Raw genomic sequence first — 20,325 nt, 5'->3', positions numbered from 1 at the left:
GGCGTCGACACCGGCACCGCCGACGCCGGCTTACAACACGCCGCGGGCGTACCACGCGCCGCCGACGAAGGTGACGAACGCGGCGGCCACGACCGACCAGCGGTGGTAGGTGAGCCACGAGTACTGCTGGTCGAAGCTGAACAGGAGCGTCGGGTCGATGGAGAACGACCACAGCGCGGCGATGCCGAGCATCGAAAGCGAGAGGACGAAGGCGAGTCCGGCGGCCGTCGCCGGGTCGGTCCGCTCCTGTCCGCCGGAGAGGAAGACGATGATTTCGAGGAGCGCGAGCATCCCGACGAAGGAGATGCCGACCGGACCGGCGGCGTAGTAGGCGGCCACCTGTCCGTCCCCACCCTCGATGGCGACGGCGGGAATCGCGACGGCGATTGCGAGGAGCAGCGCGCCGACGATTCCGACGGTCGGCGCGAGGCGTTCGGCGTCCATGGCCGGTCGTTCGGGCGACCGACTGATAAACGGTTTGAGACGTGCCGGCGAGGGATTGCCCGGTTTTAAATCGCGCTGCGACGACGTGCGCGTATGGACCGCGTAGCGATTATCGGTGCATCGATGACCCAGTTCGGGCAGCGAGACGCGTGGATTCGCGAACTGCTCGCGGAAGCGGGACAGGCCGCGCTCGCGGACGCCGACGTCTCACCCGACGAAATCGAGCACCTCTACGTCTCGAACATGGCGAGCGGCGAGTTCGAGGGCCAGACGGGCGTCCCGAACGCCCTCGCCCACGACCTCGCGGCGATGCCCGCCTACACCGCCCGAATCGACCAGACCTCCTCGTCCGGCGGCGCGGGCGTCTACGCCGCGTGGCAGTCGGTCGCCTCCGGCGCGTCCGACATGACGATGCTCGTCGGCGGCGAGAAGATGACCCACCGCTCGACCGCCGAGGCGACCGACGTTATCGCCTCGCTGACGCACCCGGTGGAGTACAAACACGGCGTGACGCTCCCCTCCTTCGCGGGGCTGACCGCACGGCTCTACCTCGACACCTACGACGCCCCGCGGGAGTCGCTCGGGAAGGTCGCCGTCAAGAACCACAAAAACGGCGTCGACAACCCCCACGCCCAGTTCCGCAAGGAGGTCGACCTCGACACCGTCATGGACTCGCCGGTCGTCGCCGACCCGCTTCGCCTCTACGACTTCTGTCCCATCACCGACGGCTCGGCGGCGCTCGTCTTCTGCCCCGAGTCGGTCGCCCGCGAGTACACCGACGACTACGCCGTCATCTCCGGCATCGGCGGCGCGACCGATACCCACGTCGTCCACGAGCGCGCCGACCCGACCACGATGGGCGGCGTCGTCAACTCCTCGGAAATCGCCTACGAGATGGCCGACCTCGAACCCGACGACATCGAGGTGGCCGAACTCCACGACATGTTCACCATCCTCGAGTTCCTCCAGTCGGAGGACCTCGGCTTCTTCGAGAAGGGCGAGGGTTGGAAGGCGGTCGAGGAGGGCGTCACCGACCGCGACGGCGACCTTCCCATCAACACGTCCGGCGGCCTGAAGTCGAAGGGCCACCCCCTCGGGGCCTCGGGCGTCGCGCAGGTGTACGAGATTTACAAACAGCTCATCGGTGACGCAGGCGAGCGGCAGGTCGACGCCGACGTGGGCCTCGCGTGCAACGTCGGCGGCTTCGGCAACTGCGTGACCACGACCATCATGGAGTCCCGATAATGTCCGACGACGAACCCGCGATGGAGGCGTACCGCTACCCCGACGGGAGCATCACCTACCCCGGCCACCCGGTCGGTCCCGGCGGCGAGGAACCGGTCGGCACGGTGGACCTCAGCGACTACACGGCGACGGTGCTGACGTGGACCACCTCCACGGCGACGCCGCCGGGCGTCCGACAGCCAAACACGCTCGCAATCGTCGAGTTCGACGTGGACGGCGAACCCGTCCGCGCCATCGGGCAGGTCACCGGCGAGGACGACGTCGACATCGGCGACGAGGTCCGCCCGGTCTACTGCGAGGAACTCCGCGAACCCGGCGCGGGAATCCGCGAGCCCGCGAGTCAGGAGTGGGACGGCTACCGCTTCGAACCGCTCTGAGCGGGCGAGTGTTGATATAACTACACCTTCTATCTCGCCTATGAACCGCACCAGCGGCGTCACCTTCGCGCGCGACGCGGCGGTCGCCACGGCGGTGTTGGCCGGGCTGTACGGCCTCGGCTACGGCGTCCAGTTCCAACCGTTCCAACTGCCGACGTACCTGCTCATCGTCGGCTTCGACGCCCTCGAAGTCGCGTTCGGCTCCGCGGGCGCGGGCTACGACCTGTTTTTCGCCGCCTATCTCGTCGGCCTCGGCGTCGTCGCCGCGGGCGTCTCCCGTGTCGTCCGCGGGAAGTCGAAGACGACCGGCCTCGCGTGGTGGCGCGTCGGCGCGGCGTCGGCGCTGGCGCTCGTGGGCGTCATCTCGCTGCTGTTCGCGCTGTTGGTCCTCGTCAACGGCGTGCAGTTCACGCCCGTCCTCGTGACCGGCGGCGCGGGTATCGCGCTCCTCGCGCTTGCGGCGTGGGTCGGCGACGTGGTTCGCGTGGACGTTCGACCGGCGCGGTAACCGGGAATCGCTCCGCACGGAGGGCGCGCGTGCCGCCGCTCAGCGGTCGCTCGGCTCGTCGCCCGCATCGGCGTCGGACCCGTCTCCGTCGTCGTCGCCCGCCTCACCGCCCTTCACCTCGCGCTTAATCGACTCCAGTTCGGCGTCGACGTCGACCTTCGGCCCGTCGCTCTCGTCGTCCCCGCCGTCCGGGTCGGCCTCCTCTGTCACGTCGATTCGGACCGGCCCCGTGCCGATCGGCTCGGCGTCGCTGGAGGCGCGGCCCTCGTCGCGGGAACGCCGGGCGTCGTCGCGCCGTTGCCACTCCGATTCGAACGTGCGTTCGTCCTCGCGCCAGCGACGCTCTCGGGTCGTTCGCTCGCGCTCGGCCTCGGTGATTCGCTCGTCGAGTTCGTCGGCGAGCGAGCGGGCGCGGTCCATCACGTCGCGCGCCTCGGGGTTCGTCGGCAGGTCGGCCTCCGACAGCGCGTTTCTGAGTTCGTCGAGGGCGCGGTCGACGCCGGAGACGGCGCTCTTCGGGACGTTCCGCATCCGGGACTCCGTCTCGCTTCTGGCGTCTTCCATCGCGCGGCCGGGGTCGGACAGCCGCATGAGACGGCGGAGGAGTTCGAGGGAGGCGATGGTCGCTTCGAGGACGGCGATGACCGTCGGGATGGTGTACGACTCGGTGAATCGCAGTACCTCGCCGAACGTCGGCGGACGCGGGGGCCGAAAGCGGTCGTCGCCGTAGCCGCGTCGGTCGCGGCCGCGACCGCGGTCGCGCTCCTCGCGGAGTTCCGCGCCGAGTTCGTCGAGCGTGTCCCCGAGTTCGTCGAGTAAGTCGAGGATGTCGTCGTCGCGTCGTCGGTCGCTCATGGCCCACGGTTGGACCGCCGCGGGGATAAGCGTTCGAGGGATTCGAGGGGTGGCGGACCCGCGCGGGTCGGGGTCGGTACCCTACCGGCGCGGGACGGCGCGCTGGTACTGCGGCGGCCACGCCGCGTCGGCGTCGAGTTCCTCGGCGGCGTGGAGCGCGAAGTACGGGTCGCGGAGGTACTCGCGCCCGACGATGGCGAGGTCGGCCCGGCCGTTGCTGACGACCTCGTCGGCGTGGCGCGCGGTTCGGATACCGCCGACCGCGCCGACCATCACGTCGGTCTCCTCGCGGATGACCTCGGCGAAGGGGACCTGATAGCCGGGGCCGGTGTTCGGAATCCGCTGGTCGGGGTGGATGCCGCCGGCGCTCACGTCGACGAGGTCGACGCCGAGGTCGTCGAGGTCGGCCGCGAGGCGGACCGACTGCTCGATGTCCCACGACTCGCGGTCGTTCAGCCAGTCGGTCGCGGAGATGCGGACGAAGACGGGCTTGTCGTCGGGCCAGACCTCGCGGACCGCTTCCGTGACCTCGCGGAGGAGCCGCGTCCGGTTCTCGAAGGAGCCGCCGTACTCGTCGTCGCGGCGGTTCGTGACCGGCGAGAGGAACTCGTGGAGGAGGTAGCCGTGGGCCGCGTGGACCTCGGCGATTTCGAAGCCGGCGTCGAGGGCGCGCTCGGCCGCGGCGCGGAAGTCGTCGACGACGCCGTCGATTCCGTCGGTCGAGAGCTTCCGGAGCGGCGGGGCCTCGCCCTCGTAGGGCCACGGCACGTCGCTGGGGGCGACGGTGGTCCACCCGCCGTCTTCGGGCGCGACCGGCTCGCTCCCCTCCCACGGCCGGGACTTGCTCGCCTTCCGGCCCGCGTGGGCGAGTTGGATTGCCGGTACGCTCCCCATCGACGAGACGAACGAGGTTATCTGCCGGAGCTTCTCGACGTGGTCGTCCGACCAGATGCCGAGGTCGTTCGGCGAGATGCGACCCTCCGGGGAGACGGCCGTCGCCTCGGACATGACGATGCCCGCGCCGCCGACGGCGCGGCTCCCGAGGTGGACGAGATGCCAGTCCTCGGCGAACCCGTCAGTCGAGGAGTACTGGCACATCGGCGAGACCATGATTCGGTTCCGAACCTCGGTGTCGCGGAGCGAAAGCGGCGTAAAGAGCGTGTCCGTCATCGACCCCGATTGGGCGGGGTCGGAAAAACCCCCCTCGGTTCCGGTGATGCAGTCCGGTTTCGGCTACTCCACCGACCCGACGAACGCGCGCTGTTCGGCGAGCAGGTCGCGGTCGAGCGTCCAGACGAGGTCGCGCTCGCCGCGGTTCAGCGCCGCCGCGACGACGCCGTCGGGTCTGACGACGAGCGAGCGTCCCGCGTACTCCGAGCCCGCGGAGCCGGAGACCGTTCCGCTCCCCGTCCGGTTCGCGCCGACGAGCCACCGCACCCCGTCGAGGGCGCGGGCGCGACAGAGCAGTCGCCAGTTCGTCGAGTGGGCGGCGGGCCACGCGCCGACGACGAACAGGGCGTCGATTCGCTCGTCGGTCAGCGCGGCGCTGTCGCCGACGAAGTTCAGGTCGTAGCAGGTGAGCAGTCCCGTCCGTCCGGCGGGCGTGTCCGTGACGACGAGTTCGTCGCCCGGCGTGACGACCTCGGATTCGCCGCCCCAGAGGTGTCGCTTTCGGTAGACCGCGGCGGAGCCGTCGGGACGGACGTATGCGGCCGCGTTGTAGAGCGTCTCGCCGTCGCGTTCGAGGTAGCCCGCGAGCACGTCGAGTTCGTTGTCGGCGGCGACGGACGCGAGGAAGTCGGTCGCGCGCTCCCGCGAGATTGCACCGCTGAAGGCGCGGTTGTCCGCGACGAAGCCCGTGAGCGCGTACTCGGAGAACAGCGCGATGTCGACCGACTCGGGGAGGTCGGCGACGCGGGCGCGCACGTCAGCCTCGTTTCGCGCCGGGTCGAGGTCGAACGCCGCGCGCTGTGGCACGGCGATGGTTGGACCGGTCACGCTCGGAGGAACGGACGGGCCGCGAAAAAGTGGCCCGGATGGAATCGGCGGTCGGTGCCACCCGGAGACGCGAAGCGAAGGGAAACGCTCTTTTTACAGTCGAACGGACTTCCGGCATATGAGTGACGGGGACGACGATACGACAGAACTCTCGCCCGAGAGCTTCGACGAGCGCCTGACCGAGGCCGAGGAGGCTCTCGAGGCGGCCGAGACCGAAGCCGACCTCGACGAGGTCGAGGCCACGCTCGACGACATCGAGGCCGACGTGGAGGCCGCGGACCTGCCCGAACCGGACGACGAAGACGAGGACGACCCCGCCGAGGAACTCGAATCGCGCCTGTCCGACCTGCGCGACGAACTCGAATCCCAGCGCGGTCCCTACGCCGAAGACGCCGTCGAGACGCTCGAAGAGGCCAAGTCCACCATCGCGGACACCCGGTGGACCGAGCAGGGCGAAGGCGAAATCGTCGCCGCGGTCGAGACGTTCGCCGACGAGTTCAACGGCGTGCTCGACGCGGGCGTCTCGGTCGACGGCGACGACGAGGACGCGCTGACCGCCGCCGTCGACGACGCCATCGCGGCCGTCGAAGCCGCCGACCTCGACGCCGACGAGGACGCGGAGACCATCGCGGACCTCATCGAGGTCGCCGACGGCCTCGCGGACGGCCTCGACGACGCCCAGGAGTGGGACGACCTCGAAACGCGAGAGAAGCTCCAAGTGCAGGGCTTCTACGACGTGCTCGGCCACTACAAGGACTACCCGCCGGAGCTGTCGGCGCTGAAGGAACACGAAAAGCGCGGCAACGTCGAGATGATCGCGCTCGCCTTCGAGAGCTTCCAGTCCGACTTCATGCAGGAGTACTGCATCGAGGCGTTCACGCGGATGAACGACGACAGCGCCTACGAGACCATCGAGGGGCAGGCCAAGCGCCGCGACAAGGGCGTCATCAAGGCCATCGGCAAGATGGCGGCCGAGGAGGGCGTCGAGATGCTCGTCGACTACGTCGACACCGACAGCGACCCCGCGCTCCAGAAGGTCGTGTTCAAGGCGCTCGGCGAAATCGGCTCCGAGGAGGCGACCCAGCCCATCGCGAACAAACTCGTCACCGAGAACGACAACGTCCGCTCGGCCGCCGCGCGCGCGCTCGGTCTCATCGGCGACACCCGCGCCGTCGAACCGCTCTCGGACGTCGCCGCCGACGACGACGTGGACTCCGTCCGCGCCAGCGCCGCGTGGGCGCTCCGACAGATCGGCACGGAAGACGCGCTCGAAGCGGCCGCCGGCTACGTCGACGACCGCTCGTTCCTCGTCCAGCGCGAGGCCGAACTCGCCGCCGAGTTCCTCGGCGACGACGTCGAAGCCGAAGCGACCGTCTGAGGCCGCACGACGACGCGACACCCTCGCGGTTCTGTGGTTCTCCTCTCGTGTTCTTTCTCTCGAAACCGCTCGCGCTGAGCCACCGGTCGCGAACGTTTTTGTAGGGTGACGCGACCACCGCGGGGTGTGTCCCGTCGCGCTCTCGTCGCCGCGCTCGCCGCCTCGCTCGTGGTCCTGCTCGCGGCCGTCGTTCCCGCGCCGATAGCGGCCGCGCCGGGCGCGACGAACGCGACCGACTCGCCCACGCCCGCCGACTCGTCGGCGTCCGGCGGCCCTCGAATCGTCTCCGCGCTGCCCGACCCGGCGACGCCCGGCGACCGCGGGGAGTTCGTCGCCGTCGCCGCGCCCGCGGGAACCGAACTCTCGCTGTCCGACGGCGAAGACACCGTCTCGTTCGCCGCACCCGGCGGGACGGTCGCCGTCGCCGCCGACCCGAACGCGGCGGCGAACCTGACCGACTTCCCCGTCGTCGCGCCCGGCCTCGGCCTCGCCAACGGTGGCGAGACGGTCACGCTCCGCGTCGTCGGTGACGGCGGCTACGAGGGGAGCGCCAGCGCCGCCATCGAAGGCGGAAACGGCGTCGTCGCCGACCGCCTTACCTACGACCGGAGCCGCGAGGGCGCGCTCCTCGAACGCCGGGACGGCGCGTGGTCGTGGTGGCCACGGTCCCTCCCCCGACGGGGCGTCGCGACCCACGGCCCCGCGAACGCGACGCTGTTCGTCCTTCCCGACTCGCCCGAGCGCCCGGTCTCGACGCTCCGGTCCGCCGACGAGCGGATTCTGCTCGCCGGCTACGTCGTCTCCTCCGCGCGCGTCGCCGACGAACTCGTCGCCGCCCGCGAGCGCGGCGTCGCCGTGTCGGTGCTGGTCGAAGACAGCCCGGTCGGCGGCTTTCCGCGGCGGTCGGCGCGGGTCCTCGACCGCCTCGTCGACGCCGGCGTCTCGGTCCGCGTCGTCGGCGACCCGCACTCGTTTCACCACCCGAAGTACGCCGTCGTCGACGACGCGGCGCTCGTGATGACCGAGAACTGGAAACCGGCCGGGACCGGCGGGCGAAAGAGCCGCGGCTGGGGCGTCGTCGCGCGCTCGCCGAGCGTCGCGGCCGACCTCGCGGCCACCTTCGCTGACGACGCGTCGCTCCCGGGGACGGCCCCGTGGGAGACGTACCGGGTCGGCCGGTCGTTCGTCCGCACCGAGTCGGCGAACAGCTCGTACCCCTCGCGCATCGCCCCCGAGTCCGTTCGAGTCGACCGCATCGCCGTCCTCCGCGCGCCCGACAACGCCGAGTCCGCGGTCGTCTCTCGACTCGACGCCGCCGACGCCCGAATCGACGTGTTACAGCCGACCGTCGAAGCGGACGGGCCGTTCGTCCGCGCGCTCAAGCGCGCCGCCGACCGCGGCGTCCGCGTTCGGCTCCTCCTCGGAAGCGCGTGGTACGTGGAGGAGGAAAACCGCGCGCTCGCGGAGCGGTTGAACGAGTGGGCCGACAGGACCGGAACGCCGCTTTCGGTCCGCCTCGCGCGACCCGGCGGCCGGTACGGCGCGATTCACGCGAAGGGCGTCGTCGCCGACGACACCGCGCTCGTCGGCAGTCTCAACTGGAACCGCCACTCGGCCCGCGAGAACCGCGAAGTCGTCCTCGCGCTGTCGGACCCGGCCGCGGCGGCGTACTTCCGCGGGGCGTTCGCGGCGGACTGGCGGGCGAGCGGGCGCGGGGCGGAGTCGAAGCCGGGGCTCGTCGCCGCGGCCGCCCTCGCGGTCGTCGTCGGAGTCGCGGCGCTCAGGCGACTGGAGTTCGAAGAATAAAATAAGTGTCCGCGTGAGCCGCGACTGCGACCTTACGCCGTCGTCGACAGCTCTTCGTCGATGTCGGCTTCGGCCATCTTCTCGACGAGGCTGTCGATGACCTCCTCGCGCATGCCGCTGACGAACTTGATGGAGCCGACGACGAGGTGGCCGCCGCCGGAGACGCCGCCCCCGACGACCTCCTCGTTCAGTTCGGCGACCATCCGCGGGATGTCGAGGCGGACGCCGTCGGAGCGGAGGACGGCGAAGTCGGGACCGTAGCCGATGGTGATGACCGGCTCGCCCGTCTCCTGGACCTTGCGGTCGTGGAGCTTGCCCGTGGTTTTGCCCGGCGCGGGGTAGGTAAAGCGGTGGGCCCACTTGTCGAGGTCGATGCGGTAGAGGTTGGCCCCGCTGTCGAGGCGCTCGTGTTCGAGGTGCGGTTCGGCCGCTTCGAGCTGACGGTCCACGTCGCGCTCGGCGCGCGTCGAGAGGAACTCGACGAGCTCGCGGTGTCGCTCCTCGTCGTCGCAGCCGACGTTGAGCACGTCGTTGACGATGGACGCGCCGTCGTTGTAGCGCAGCCAGTGGGCGGCGTAGTCGAGCGCCTCGCCCACGTCGAGGAGCTGTTCGCGATCGTAGCCCTCGTCCTCGGCGAGCGCGATGTAGTTGTCCATGACCTCCGCCTTCGAGCGGTCCGACAGCCCGGCGACTGCGGGGACGTGACGCAGTTCGTCGGTCACGTCGGGGTGAATCATCCGCGCGAGTTCGACGCACATCATGCCGGTCGTGATGCGGTAGTCCTCGTCGTGGAGGTACGGGTTGACGTGCGCGTCGAGGAGGGGGTTGACCGCCTCGGGGTCGGGGTGGTGGTGGTCGACGACGGCGATGGGCACGTCGTAGTGCGCGAGGTTCTCGTAGGCGGGCACGTCCTCCTCGGTCGACCCGTTGTCGAGCATGAGCAGGAAGGGGAGCCGCTGACCGTGGCGGGCGCGGCCTTCGAGCGCGAAGTTCAGGTCGCGGGTCACGTCCTCCATCTCGTAGAACGGGGCCTTGCTCGGCAGGCGCTTGAACAGGTGACGCGGCGCGTCGGGGTCGTCGTGGACCTCGGTGATGAGGCGTTCGAGGGCCAGCTGGACCGGAACGGACGCGCACATGCCGTCGCCGTCGGCGTGGTGGCGGACGCGAATCGGGCGGCCTTCGAGGACCGTCCGGCGGAGCAGGCGCGCCACGTCTTCGAGGTCGCCGCGGAGCTTCTCGAACGCCGGCCACTCCACGAGCGGTTCGACCGGCTCGGGCTCGGCGCGCTCGTCGAGCGCGGCGTCGATGCGCTGGCGGGCGTCGGCCGCGGTCTCGTCGTCGAGAACGGTCAGCCCGTCGACTTCGAGCTGGCGGGTTCCCTCGTGGTCTTCGACGGTGCCGGCCATGCGGACCACGTCGTCGAGGTCGACTTCGGGGAACGCGCGGACGCCGGCCTCCTCGAAGGCGGCGGCCGCGACGATGCCGGAGTCGTCGGCGATGCGGAAGACCGTCGGGCCACCGGTCTGTTTAATCTGCGTGACGACGCCCTCGACGGTGACCGAATCGCCGACTGTAAGGTCGGAGATAGGCGTGATGGTCGGCTCGTGGTCGATGGTCAGGGTGCGGTAGTCGTCGGGCGTTTCCTCGGCGAACGCGATGTCGCCGTTCTCTCGGACGGATTCGAGGCGGACGACCAATCGGTCGCCGACCTCGTAGTCGGTCGAGAGGTTGGACTCGTGGATGAGACCGGAGACGGAGTCGGAGATGTCGACGAAGATGCCGTACTCCACGACGCCGTTGACGACGGCGTGGTAGTAGGCGTCGGTCTCGACGTCGTCGGCGGTACAGTTCGGTGCGAGATCGTAGACGATAGGTCGTGCGTCCGAATTCGGACCCGAGTCGTCGCCGGAATCCCCGGCGTGCTCGTCGCTCATGGTCCCGCTAGGTCAGGGGGTAGTGTTAAGCTTTACAAAAGCATCTCACGTGCGCGACCGGTTCCCACGACTCGATTCGCCCCGAAAACTGCGGGGACCCGGGCGTCAGTACCCGAGTTCGTCAAGCGCGTCTTCGACCGACGGGACGTAGTCTCGTCCGAAGACGCGGACGTGTTCGAGGAGGGGAAACAGCGCGTAGACGGGCGAGCGCTCCTCGAAGAAGCCGTCGGCGATGGGTCGGGACTCGTCGTAGGCGTCGAAGAAATCGTCGCCGGCGGCGTCGAACCAGTCGATGTAGGCGAGTTCGACCTCGGGGTGGCCGTAGTAACACGCCGGGTCGAGGAAGGCGACGACGCGGTCGTCGCGGACGCGGAGGTTCGCGCCCCAGACGTCGCCGTGGACGAGTCGGGGTGCCGCCGGCTCGACGAGGAGCGCGTCGAGGTCGCCCGCGACCGACTCGATTCGCTCGGCGGTCGCGTCCGGGAGTCCCGAATCGAGCGCCGCATCGGTCCACGGGAGGAGGCGCTGGTCGCGGAAGAACTCGACCCACGAGTCGGTCCACGGGTTCGGCTGGCGGTACGGGCCGGAGAGCGTGTCGTAGGGGAAGCCGAACGCCGGCGCGGTCGTCTCGTGGAGCGCGGCGAGGTGGGCCGCGAGGTCGCGCTCGGCGGCGGGGGTCAACTCGGACGAACCCTCGACGTAGTCGAGGACGAGCAGGTCGGGGTCGGCGTGGTGGACCGCGGGGACCGGGAGCCCGGCGGAACCGAGCGAGTCGAGCATCGCGGCCTCCACGTCGAGCGGCGTGTCGCCGACCTTGGCGACGACGGGGTCGCGCCCGTCGAAGTCGAGACGGTAGACGCGCCCGACGTGCCCGCCGTCGAGCTCGGTCGTCGCGGTCGGCGGCGCGTCCGCGGAGAGCGCGTTCGTCGCTCGGGCGACGAGGTCGGAATCGAGCGTCACACCCGAGTTTGGGCGAGCGCCGACCTCAGTATGGCGGTTCCGTTCCGGCGACCGACTCGGCGTTCCGGAACCCTTAGATGGAGCGCCCGCGGACGGTTCGGTATGCGACTCTTCCGGTCGCGGGAGGTCGTCGGCATCGCCGCCGACGCCCTCGACTTCGCGCTCGAAGCCTCTGCGGAGACGCATCCGAACGAGTACATGGGACTCCTCCGCGGCGAGGACGCCCGCCGACTCGGCGTCGACCGCGACGGCTACGTCGTGACGGACGTGCTCATCATCCCGGGGACCGTCTCGGACCCCTACAGCGCGACCGTCAGGAACGACCTCGTGCCGAACGACTTCCGCGCCGTCGGGTCGATTCACTCGCACCCGAACGGCGTCCTCCGACCGAGCGACGCCGACCTCGACACCTTCGGGAGCGGCCGGGTCCACATCATCATCGGCGCGCCCTACGGCCTCGATGACTGGGAGGCGTTCGACCAGTCGGGCGAGGTTCGCGACCTCGACGTGCTCGACGTCGACCTCCCCGACCCCGAATCGTTCTTCGACTTCACGCAGGACGACATCGACGCGGAGTTGGACCGATGAGACGGGTCATCGCCCAGGGGACCTTCGACATCCTCCACCCCGGCCACGTCCACTACCTGTCTGACGCCGCGTCGCTCGGCGACGAACTCCACGTCATCATCGCCCGCGGCGAGAACGTGACGCACAAGCCGAAGCCGATACTCGACGACCGCCAGCGCCGCGACATGGTCGCCGCGCTCGACGTGGTCGACGAGGCCCACCTCGGCCACGCCGAGGACATCTTCGTCCCTATCGAGAAAATCGACCCCGACGTCATCGTCCTCGGCTACGACCAACACCACGACGAGGCGGGCATCAAAGCCGCCCTCGACGCCCGCGGTATCGACTGCGAGGTCACGCGCGCGACGCCGCGCGAGCAGCGCCACGACGACGAACTCCTCTCGACGGGCCGCATCATCGACCGCATCGTCGAGCGGCGCTGCTGAGACCTCGCCCGCCTTCGAGGCACGACCCGATTCGATTCCGACGTTTCGAAGCATTCTCCGACGGCCGAACGCGACGAGCGCGAGCGTCGTCACTCGGCGTGGTGCGTCGAAAGAGAAGGGAGGTCCGTTACTGCGTGGAGTTCGTCGCGGTCGAGTTCGAGCCGCCGGACGACGACTCGCTGTTGGCCGACTGCTGCTCGTCGAGCCAGTTCTGGTACTCTTCCTGCGAGACGACTTCGACGGTGAAGTACATCTGAGAGTGCGCGACGCCGCAGTACTCAGTACAGTAGCCCTGGTAGGTGCCTTCCTCGTAGGCGACGGTCTTGATGGTGTTCGTCGAACCCGGCATCGCGTCCTGCTTGAGGCCGAGTTTAGGGACGTGGAATCCATGTATCACGTCCGTTGCGGTCACCTGGAAGTAGACCGGGCGGTCCTTGGGGATGACAATCTCGTTGCCGGACGTGAAGTTGCCCTCCTCGGGGTAGTACATGTTCCAGCCCCACTGGTAGGCCTCGGCCGTGACGACGACCGGGTCGTCGTCCATGGCGATGTCGTTGCCCTGGTGCGTGACGTTTTCGTTGGCCAGCACGCCGTAGGAGGCGACGCCGACGAAAAGCAGGATAATCGCTGTCGCGATGGTCCACGTGATTTCGAGCCGGCGGTTCTCCTTGGTCGGCAGTGCGCGCTCGCTGTTGCGGAACTTGATGACCGTGTAGAGGAGGATGACCTCCACCAGCACGGTAATCGGGATAGCGACGTACAGCAGCTTCCCGTTGAGCTGATTGATAAGTTCCGACGTGGCGGACGCCTGCGCGGCGGCGGGGGTGGCAACGAGCGCCATCACGACCGTCGCGAGCAGGGACGCGAGCGCGAAACGCGTCTTTCTCATGCTGAGCGAGACTTAGGAACAACCGCATAAATGCATACCGACTCTCGGCCCGCCGTTTATCAACCCGCCCCCGCCATATCGGGGGGAGCGGCACCCGAACGCGAGGCGGAAAAGCGCGGGTCCTAAATACGGGACGGCCCAACAGGCCCGTAGGTGAATTTCGTGGCCACGAATCGCGATTCGAACACGTTCCACGGCCTGCTCGCCGCGACCGCGATGGGCGTCTATCTGCTGCTCATCGTCGGCGCGACGACCGCGCTCACGGACGCGACCGCCGCGTGTAGCGCCTGGCCCGCGTGCGGAGACGGCTTTTCGCTCCCCGCGACGCTCGACGGCTGGGTCGCCCTCGGCCACCGCGTCGCGGCCGTCCTCGTCGGTCTCCTCACGCTCGCCACGCTCGTCTCGGCGTGGCGGACCGACACGTCCCGCCGCGTGAGAGCGACCGTCACCGCGTCGGCGGTGCTCTACCCGGCGCAGGCCGGTCTCGGCGCGGTCGTCGCCACCGTCGGCGTCGGCCCCGCGCTCTCGACGCTCCACTTGGTTCTCGGGATGGTCATCTTCGGCGGCCTCGTCGCCGCGCTCGCGTGGACGCTCGAAGCGGCCACCGGCGACCCCGACGACGCGCCGGTCGGCACCCCCTCGATGAGTCCCCCGACCGACGACGGCGAGCGACCGCCCGTCCCGACCGAGCCCATCGCCCGCGCGAAGGCGACGGTCAACGCGTACTTCCGGCTCATGAAGCCGCGGCTGATGTGGCTCCTCTGTCTCGTCGCGTCGGCGGCGATGGCGCTCGCCGGCACCGTCTCGCCCGGCCTCACGCCCGAGGTCATCGCGGCGACGCTCGGCGGCGGCGTCCTCTCTATCGGCGCATCCGGCACGTTCAACCACGTCCTCGAACGCGACGTGGACCGCCGGATGCAGCGGACCAGCGACCGGCCGCTCGCGGTCGACCTCGTCCCCGTCCGCAACGCCGTCGCGTTCGGCCTGCTCCTGACGGTCGCGTCGGTTGCGCTGTTCGCGTCTGTCAACTGGCTCGCGGCCGTCCTCGGCGTCGTCGCCATCGCCTTCTACAGCGTCGTCTACACGCTCATCCTGAAGCCAAACACGGTCCAGAACACCGTCATCGGCGGCGCGGCCGGCGCGCTTCCGGCGCTCATCGGCTGGGTCGCCGTCACCGGCGACATCGGCCTCGGGGGCGTCGTCCTCGCCGTGGTCATCTTCCTGTGGACGCCCGCGCACTTCTACAACCTCGCGCTGGCCTACAAGGACGACTACGCCCGCGGCGGCTTCCCGATGATGCCCGTCGTCCGCGGGGAGACCGAGACGCGAAAGCACATCCTCTGGTGGCTCGGCGCGACGCTCGTCGCCGCGGCCGGCCTCGCGGTCATGGACGCCCTCGGGGTCGTCTACCTCGTGACGAGCATCCTCTTCGGCGGCACGTTCCTCTACTTCGTCGTGCGCCTGCACTACGAGCGCGACGACACCGCCGCGTTCCGGGCGTTCCACGCCTCGAACGCCTACCTCGGCATGCTGCTCCTCGCCATCGTCGTCGACACGCTCGCGCTCTGAGCCCCGACCGCTACTCCCCCACACATGGCAACCGCATCCGCACTTCCCCGCCCCTCGCGGGCCAGTCTGCTCCGCGCCGCCTTCGCCGTGAACACGACGCTGATTCTGGCGTTCGTCTACCTGCTTTTCACCGAGGCGAGCGTCGGCGCGCCGCGGTACGCGCTCTACGGCGTCGCGTGGGTCATCGTCGGCCTCTGGGTCATGTTCGACACCGACGTGACACCGGCCTCGGCCGCGACGAAGCGCAAGGCGGCCGCCGTCGCGGTCGGTTACTTCGCGCTGTTGGCGGTCGCCGGCGGCCTCGTCACCTCGCCCGTGCCGGGCGGGACCGACGGCCTTCGGGTCGCCTTCCTCCCGCCGGGGTGGGGTCCGGCGCTCGTCTACGGCGGCGACCTGTTCAACCTCGTCCTCATGCCGGCGCGCGTGGTCGGCTACGCGGCGCTCGCGTTCCTCGTCTACGACACGGTCGTCGAGGCGGCGGGCGCGGCCGTCTCCGGGGTCGTCGGCCTGTTCTCCTGCGTCTCGTGTTCGTGGCCCATTCTCGCCTCGGTCGCCACGAGCGTCTTCGGCGGCGGGACGGCCATCGCGGCGACCGTGACGACGCTCTCGTACGACCTCTCGACGCTGGTCTTTCTCGTCACCGTCGTCTTGCTCCGGTGGCGGCCCGGCTTCGGGAAGTGACAGTCGCGGTCGCGGCAGCGGTCACTCGCCCCCTCGCTTTTACGCGCTCGCCGTGAACGTCCGACCATGACAAGCGTCGAAATCGAATACTGCGTTCCCTGCGGCTTCCTCGACCGCGCCGAGCAACTACAGCACGCGCTGCTCGAACAGTTCGGCGACCGGCTCGACCGCGTAGCGCTCGTGACGGGCGACCACGGCGTTCTCACCGTCACCGTCGACGACGAGCGCGTCTGGGACAAGTCGGAAGACGAGTTCGACCCGGACCTCGTGCTCCGGCGGGTCCGTCCGCACGTCGACTGAGCGGGGCGGGACGTGAAGTCACTCGAACACGCCGTCGTCGGGACAGTCGCCGGGGCGGTCGCCGCGGTCGCGTTGGACCCGCCGGGGAGCCTGCCGCTTCTCGTCGCCGGCGCGGTCTTCGTGAGCGTCTTCATCGACCTCGACCACTTCGTCATCGCCCGCGTCCAGCGCGGCGACTGGGCGAACCTGCGGCTCGCGGTGACGAACCCGCGGGTCGGCCTCCTCGACCAAGAGCGGGTGTTCGAGGAGTTCGGCACCGACTTCAACCGCAAGCGACTCCTGAGCCACCACCTCGTCGGCGGCGTCGCGGTCGGCGCGCTCGCGCTCTCGGGACTCGGGTCGCTCGCGGCGTTCCTCGCGGTCGTGCTCTACGTCCACGTCGTCTGCGATTTCCTGCGAGACCTGGGCATCGCGTGAAAAGAGTCGAACGCCGGTCCGGTCGCCCGCGCCGCCCGCGGTCGCTTAGTGGCCCCAGCGCCGACCGTCTTCGTCGTATCGGGCGTTCATGATGCGCTCCCACTGGTCGGTCGAGATGTCCACGTCGGCCGCGCCGACGTTCTCGTCGAGTTGCTCGGTCGTCCGCGCGCCGACGATGGGGACGACGGTCGCCTCGGGGTAGTCCATCAGCCAGCGGAGCGCGACCTGCGCGGGGCTGGCGTCGACCTCGTCGGCGACCGCGCGAATCTCGTCGAGCACTTTCCAGCCGCGCTCGGAGACGTAGAACCGGTCGAACCGCTCGTCGAACGACCCGCGCGCGCCGTCGGGCGCGACGTACTCGGTGGGGTCGTCGGGGTCGGCGCGCTCGTACTTCCCCGTGAGGAAACCGCCAGCGAGCGGCGAGTACGGACAAACCGCGATGTCTTGGTCGCCGCAGACGTCGAGGTAGTCTTTCACGTCCTCGTAGTAGCCGGCGTGGAACAGCGGCTGGGTCACGTCGAAGCGGGCGTAGTCGTGCACGTCGGACTTCCACAGCGCCTTCGTGAGCTGCCACGAGGCCATCGTGGACGCGCCGAGGTAGTTGACCTTCCCCTCCTCGACGAGGCCGTTGAGCGCCCGGAGCGTCTCCTCGATGGGCGTCTCCTCGTCCCAGCGGTGGATGTAGTAGAGGTCGAGGTAGTCCGTGTCGAGTCGGTCGAGCGTGCCCTCGATCTGGTTTCGGATGTGGGTCCGCGAGAGGCCGCGACCGTTGGGGTTGTCCTCGTCGAACGGGAAGTACACCTTCGAGGCGAGGACGTAGTCCTCGCGGTCGCGCTCGGCCAGCCAGTTGCCGATGTACTCCTCGGACGTACCGTTCGGGTTGCCGTAGACGTTGGCGGTGTCGATGAAGTTCCCGCCGCGCTCCTCGAACGCGTCGAGGAGTTCGTGGGCCTCCTCCTCGTCGGTCTCCAGGACGCCGCTGCTCTTCCGTCCGAACCGCCACGTGCCGAAGCACAACTCAGAGACGCGGGTGCCGGTCGACCCGAGTCGTCGATAGTCGAGGCTCATGGTCGATGCCACGACGGCGGGCGACTAAAGCGTGCGAGTAGCGGCGAGACGTTCAGCCTTGTTCGTCGGCGTCGGGCGATTCGGCGCGGGTCGCGTCCGTCTCGAACAGTTCGCGCGCGACCGGCGCGCCGCCGAGCGCGAGCGCGAGGAGGAGCACCGCGAACCCCACGGTGACGAACCCCTGCGACGGGTTCTCGGCGAGCGACGTGACGTGGAGAGCCACCCCGACCAACGCGAGTACGACGGCGAACCGCTGGAGGACTGCGTCGTCCATAGCCGACCCACGCCGGTCCCCCGGTAATTCCTTGCGACTCGCCCGCACGCTTTTGCGGCTTCCCCGCGACTGGTACGGCATGTTCAGAGTCGCAGGTATCGGCCTCGGAAGCCTCGGCGTGCTGGAGTGCCGTCTCCTCAACGAACTCGACGGCGTGCGCGTGGTCGCCGGCGTCGACCCCGTAGACGAGGTTCGCGAGAAGTTCGGAGACAAGTTCGACGTGCCGACCTACGAGACGACCGAGGAACTGCTGGACGCCGAGTTCCTCGACGCGGTGACCATCGCCTCGCCGCACACCAAGCACTTCGACCAGGCGCTCGCGGCGCTCGACGCCGACCTCCACGTCCACCTCGAAAAGCCGATGGTGACCGACCTCGGCGGCGCGCGGGCGCTCGTCGACCGCGCCGAGGAACGCGGCCTCACGCTCGCGGTCGGCTATCAGCGGCACTTCGACCCGCGGTTCCACGAACTGCGGCGCGTCGTCGACAGCGGTCGCATCGGCGACCCGCACATGGTGGTCTGCCACCTCGAACAGGAGTGGATTCGCTGGACGAAAGACGAGTGGCGCGGCGACCCGTCGCTGTCGGGCGGCGGCCAACTGTACGACTCGGGGTCGCACCTCCTCGACGCGATGCTCTGGGTGACGCGCTCGAAACCGGTGACGGTCGCCGCGGCGGTCGACCACCGCGGCCACGACGTGGACGTGAACTCGGCGCTCGCGGTCGTCCTCGACCGCGACGGCGACCGCCTCACCGCGAGCGTGGGCGTCTCCGGCGACGGACAGAGCGTCCCCGACCCCGGCGAGTCGCTCCGCGTCATCGGCACCGAGGGGATGGTCGCCTTCGACGGCGAGACCATCGAGGTGGCCGAGGGGGGGATGACCTACACCGCCACGCCGCCGACGCCCGACTTCGAGGAGTTGACCCGGAAGAAGCTCCGGAACTTCGTGGACGCCGCGCGCGACGAGGCCGACCTCGCCATCCCGGCCGAGGACGCTCTCCGAGTGACCGCGCTGACCGAGGCGGCCTACGAGTCGGCGACGACGGGCAGGCGAGTCAACGTCGACGGCGACGCCTGATTCGCGGGCGCTGGAACGACCTGCCCCCGACCTCAGACGCCGGTCAACCGGTTCAGCGCGCCCGACGACCCGGTGACAATCGGCCGCCCGCTGGTGCAGACGTACAGTTCGCCGTCGGGGGCGCGGCCGAACGCGAGGACGTTCGTCCCGCCGTCGTCGCGGTCCGTCACGGGAATCTCCGCGATGTCCCACGGCCGCGACTCGCTCGGGCGGGCGGCGAACAGTCTCCCCTCGGACTGCCAGTCGGCGAAGACGTACGCGCCCGAGAGCGCCGGAATCGACTCCCCGCGGTAGACGTGGCCGCCGATGACGGCCACGCCGGACGGCCCGTCCCCGCTGTGGGGGTACTCCAACACCGGGTCGAGAAGCGGCGCGCCGTCGGGCGTCTCGGTCGGGCAGTCGTCGGCGCGGAAGCAGTGTGCGCCCTCGCGGACGTTCCAGCCGTAGTTGCCGCCGCGCTCCAGGAGGTTCACCTCCTCCCACGCGCCCTGTCCCACGTCGGCGACGTAACAGTCCTCGCCGTCGAACGAGAGCCGCCACGGGTTTCTGAGCCCCCACGCGTACTGCTCGTCGAGGCCGTCGGAGCCGACGAGCGGGTTGTCCTCGGGGATTCCGTACGGGCGGTCGTCGTCGCCGGAGACGCCGCCGGTCGAGTCGACGTCGATGCGGAGGACGCTCCCGAGGAGGTTCTCGGTCACGTCCTGTCCGTTGCCGCCCGCGACGGCGTCGTACCAGTCGTCGACGTGGCCGCGCCCCTCGTCGTTCGCGCCGCCGCCGTCGCCCGTGGCGACGTAGAGGTAGCCGTCCGGGCCGAACGCGACGGCTCCGGCGTTGTGGTTCGACTGGGGTTCGGGGAGTTCGAGCAGCGCCCGCTCGGTGTCGGCCGAGACCGTCGTCGCCTCGGGGTCGACCGTCAGCTCGCTCAGGACGAACGTGTGGCTGTAGTTCGAGGGCGTCCCCGAGCGTCGCGGGGCGCTGTACCGCAGGTAGAGCCGCCCGTTGTCGGCGAACTCGGGGTGGAAGGCGACGCCGAGGAAGCCGCGCTCGTCGTAGCCGTTGAGGTCGACGACGCGGTCGGTGATGTCGAGGTACGGTTCGCTCTGTAGTCCCGAGTCGTCGTGCAGCCAGATTCGACCGGGCTGGTCGACGACGAACCGCCGCGACCCGCCGAACGCCTCGGGGACGGCAACGTCGACCGGCGAGGCGAACCCGGTCGCCAGCGTCTCGTAGGCGACTTCGAGGCCCGCGAGTGAGCCGTCGGACCCGCCGTTCGCGGTCGCGGTCGCCCCGTCAGTCTCGTCTGGCGTCGCGTCGCTGTCGGTCGTTCCCCCGGCTCCGTCGTCGGTCGGGGCGCTCGCACAGCCCGCGAGGCCGCCGAGGAGGGTCGCGCCGGTCGCGGCGAGGAAATCGCGTCGGGAACCGTTCATGTCGACGTAGAGCGGCGCGACCGGAGTAAGGCTTGCTACGACCGGGCTGGCGAGCCCTCTCCCGTTCGCCCACGGCCCCGCGACTCGAATCGAGCGGCGATTCC

Annotated in this window: 22 protein-coding genes; 12 read left to right on the top strand and 10 right to left on the bottom strand. The window is 69.8% G+C overall.

The window, feature by feature from the left end:
- Positions 1-30 precede the first annotated feature (30 nt).
- Positions 31-444 carry a DUF7548 family protein gene (locus ABY42_RS04955; protein WP_004977588.1) on the bottom strand — a complete coding sequence of 138 codons (414 nt, stop codon included), beginning with the start codon at positions 442-444 and terminating at the stop codon, positions 31-33.
- A gap of 93 nt (positions 445-537) precedes the next feature.
- On the opposite strand from ABY42_RS04955, the gene ABY42_RS04950 reads away from it, so the two are divergent.
- Genes ABY42_RS04950 through ABY42_RS04940 form a run of 3 tightly spaced genes read left to right on the top strand, consistent with a single transcriptional unit; the run spans position 538 to position 2,574 of the window.
- On the top strand, positions 538-1,689 hold the full coding sequence (locus tag ABY42_RS04950; RefSeq protein WP_004977589.1) for a thiolase family protein: 1,152 nt from the start codon (positions 538-540) through the stop codon (positions 1,687-1,689).
- The gene (locus ABY42_RS04945) at positions 1,689-2,066 is read left to right on the top strand and encodes an OB-fold domain-containing protein (RefSeq protein WP_004977590.1); all 378 of its coding nucleotides are present in this window, start codon (positions 1,689-1,691) and stop codon (positions 2,064-2,066) included. The genes ABY42_RS04950 and ABY42_RS04945 overlap by 1 nt, the downstream gene beginning before the upstream one ends.
- Before the next feature lie 40 nt (positions 2,067-2,106).
- On the top strand, positions 2,107-2,574 hold the full coding sequence (locus ABY42_RS04940; RefSeq protein WP_050458853.1) for a hypothetical protein: 468 nt from the start codon (positions 2,107-2,109) through the stop codon (positions 2,572-2,574).
- A gap of 39 nt (positions 2,575-2,613) precedes the next feature.
- Here ABY42_RS04940 and ABY42_RS04935 read toward each other — a convergent pair whose 3' ends face one another.
- The 3 genes from ABY42_RS04935 to ABY42_RS04925 form a co-directional block, all read right to left on the bottom strand.
- Positions 2,614-3,429 (bottom strand): DUF7547 family protein, encoded by an 816-nt coding sequence (locus tag ABY42_RS04935; protein WP_050458852.1) that lies wholly within the window; start codon positions 3,427-3,429, stop codon positions 2,614-2,616.
- Between the two features lie 81 nt (positions 3,430-3,510).
- A complete protein-coding gene (locus ABY42_RS04930) occupies positions 3,511-4,599 on the bottom strand; it encodes an NADH:flavin oxidoreductase/NADH oxidase (protein WP_050458851.1) in 1,089 nt (362 codons plus the stop codon).
- A gap of 63 nt (positions 4,600-4,662) precedes the next feature.
- On the bottom strand, positions 4,663-5,427 hold the full coding sequence (locus ABY42_RS04925; protein WP_050458850.1) for a carbon-nitrogen hydrolase family protein: 765 nt from the start codon (positions 5,425-5,427) through the stop codon (positions 4,663-4,665).
- Between the two features lie 118 nt (positions 5,428-5,545).
- Between ABY42_RS04925 and ABY42_RS04920 the strand changes: the two genes are divergently transcribed.
- Positions 5,546-6,805, top strand: a complete 1,260-nt coding sequence (locus tag ABY42_RS04920) for a HEAT repeat domain-containing protein (RefSeq protein ID WP_050458849.1) — start codon at positions 5,546-5,548, stop codon at positions 6,803-6,805.
- A gap of 126 nt (positions 6,806-6,931) precedes the next feature.
- Positions 6,932-8,611 (top strand): phospholipase D-like domain-containing protein, encoded by a 1,680-nt coding sequence (locus ABY42_RS04915; RefSeq protein WP_050458848.1) that lies wholly within the window; start codon positions 6,932-6,934, stop codon positions 8,609-8,611.
- A gap of 32 nt (positions 8,612-8,643) precedes the next feature.
- On the opposite strand, the gene ABY42_RS04910 is transcribed toward ABY42_RS04915, so the two are convergent.
- Together ABY42_RS04910 and ABY42_RS04905 are read right to left on the bottom strand one after the other, a co-directional pair.
- The gene (locus ABY42_RS04910) at positions 8,644-10,545 is read right to left on the bottom strand and encodes a DHH family phosphoesterase (protein ID WP_050458847.1); all 1,902 of its coding nucleotides are present in this window, start codon (positions 10,543-10,545) and stop codon (positions 8,644-8,646) included.
- Positions 10,546-10,650: 105 nt separating this feature from the next.
- Positions 10,651-11,505, bottom strand: a complete 855-nt coding sequence (locus ABY42_RS04905) for a fructosamine kinase family protein (protein WP_050458846.1) — start codon at positions 11,503-11,505, stop codon at positions 10,651-10,653.
- Between the two features lie 102 nt (positions 11,506-11,607).
- On the opposite strand from ABY42_RS04905, the gene ABY42_RS04900 reads away from it, so the two are divergent.
- Together ABY42_RS04900 and ABY42_RS04895 are read left to right on the top strand one after the other, a co-directional pair.
- A complete protein-coding gene (locus tag ABY42_RS04900; protein WP_004977600.1) occupies positions 11,608-12,093 on the top strand; it encodes a Mov34/MPN/PAD-1 family protein in 486 nt (161 codons plus the stop codon).
- Positions 12,090-12,518, top strand: a complete 429-nt coding sequence (locus ABY42_RS04895) for an adenylyltransferase/cytidyltransferase family protein (protein WP_004977601.1) — start codon at positions 12,090-12,092, stop codon at positions 12,516-12,518. The genes ABY42_RS04900 and ABY42_RS04895 overlap by 4 nt, the downstream gene beginning before the upstream one ends.
- Positions 12,519-12,645: 127 nt before the next feature.
- Here the strand turns inward: ABY42_RS04895 and coxB are convergent, their stop codons facing one another.
- Positions 12,646-13,407 (bottom strand): cytochrome c oxidase subunit II, encoded by a 762-nt coding sequence (coxB, locus tag ABY42_RS04890; RefSeq protein WP_004977602.1) that lies wholly within the window; start codon positions 13,405-13,407, stop codon positions 12,646-12,648.
- A 162-nt stretch (positions 13,408-13,569) separates the two neighbouring features.
- Here coxB and ABY42_RS04885 point away from each other — a divergent pair, with 162 nt between their 5' ends.
- The 4 genes from ABY42_RS04885 (at position 13,570) to ABY42_RS04870 (ending at position 16,374) form a co-directional block, all read left to right on the top strand.
- Positions 13,570-14,976, top strand: coding sequence for a heme o synthase (locus ABY42_RS04885; protein ID WP_050459892.1), 1,407 nt, complete (start codon positions 13,570-13,572; stop codon positions 14,974-14,976).
- Positions 14,977-15,000: 24 nt separating this feature from the next.
- Positions 15,001-15,657 (top strand): DUF7546 family protein, encoded by a 657-nt coding sequence (locus ABY42_RS04880; RefSeq protein ID WP_050458845.1) that lies wholly within the window; start codon positions 15,001-15,003, stop codon positions 15,655-15,657.
- A 66-nt stretch (positions 15,658-15,723) separates the two neighbouring features.
- Positions 15,724-15,957 (top strand): SelT/SelW/SelH family protein, encoded by a 234-nt coding sequence (locus ABY42_RS04875; protein ID WP_004977605.1) that lies wholly within the window; start codon positions 15,724-15,726, stop codon positions 15,955-15,957.
- A gap of 12 nt (positions 15,958-15,969) precedes the next feature.
- Positions 15,970-16,374, top strand: a complete 405-nt coding sequence (locus ABY42_RS04870; RefSeq protein ID WP_050458844.1) for a metal-dependent hydrolase — start codon at positions 15,970-15,972, stop codon at positions 16,372-16,374.
- Between the two features lie 45 nt (positions 16,375-16,419).
- On the opposite strand, the gene ABY42_RS04865 is transcribed toward ABY42_RS04870, so the two are convergent.
- Both ABY42_RS04865 and ABY42_RS04860 read right to left on the bottom strand, forming a co-directional pair.
- On the bottom strand, positions 16,420-17,442 hold the full coding sequence (locus tag ABY42_RS04865; protein WP_050458843.1) for an aldo/keto reductase: 1,023 nt from the start codon (positions 17,440-17,442) through the stop codon (positions 16,420-16,422).
- A 52-nt stretch (positions 17,443-17,494) separates the two neighbouring features.
- Entirely contained in the window at positions 17,495-17,716 is a 222-nt protein-coding gene (locus tag ABY42_RS04860; protein ID WP_050458842.1) for a hypothetical protein, read from the bottom strand.
- A gap of 79 nt (positions 17,717-17,795) precedes the next feature.
- Between ABY42_RS04860 and ABY42_RS04855 the strand changes: the two genes are divergently transcribed.
- Positions 17,796-18,794, top strand: a complete 999-nt coding sequence (locus ABY42_RS04855) for a Gfo/Idh/MocA family protein (RefSeq protein ID WP_050458841.1) — start codon at positions 17,796-17,798, stop codon at positions 18,792-18,794.
- A 32-nt stretch (positions 18,795-18,826) separates the two neighbouring features.
- On the opposite strand, the gene ABY42_RS04850 is transcribed toward ABY42_RS04855, so the two are convergent.
- Positions 18,827-20,221: a PQQ-dependent sugar dehydrogenase gene (locus ABY42_RS04850; RefSeq protein WP_050458840.1), complete on the bottom strand. Its 1,395-nt coding sequence runs from the start codon at positions 20,219-20,221 to the stop codon at positions 18,827-18,829.
- Between the last annotated feature and the right edge of the window lie 104 nt (positions 20,222-20,325).

This window comes from Haloferax gibbonsii (assembly GCF_001190965.1).
In the GTDB taxonomy this organism is placed as follows: Archaea; Halobacteriota; Halobacteria; order Halobacteriales; family Haloferacaceae; genus Haloferax; species Haloferax gibbonsii.
Note: the sequence above shows the minus strand (reverse complement) of the source record. Positions and strands in the feature narration are given on the sequence as shown.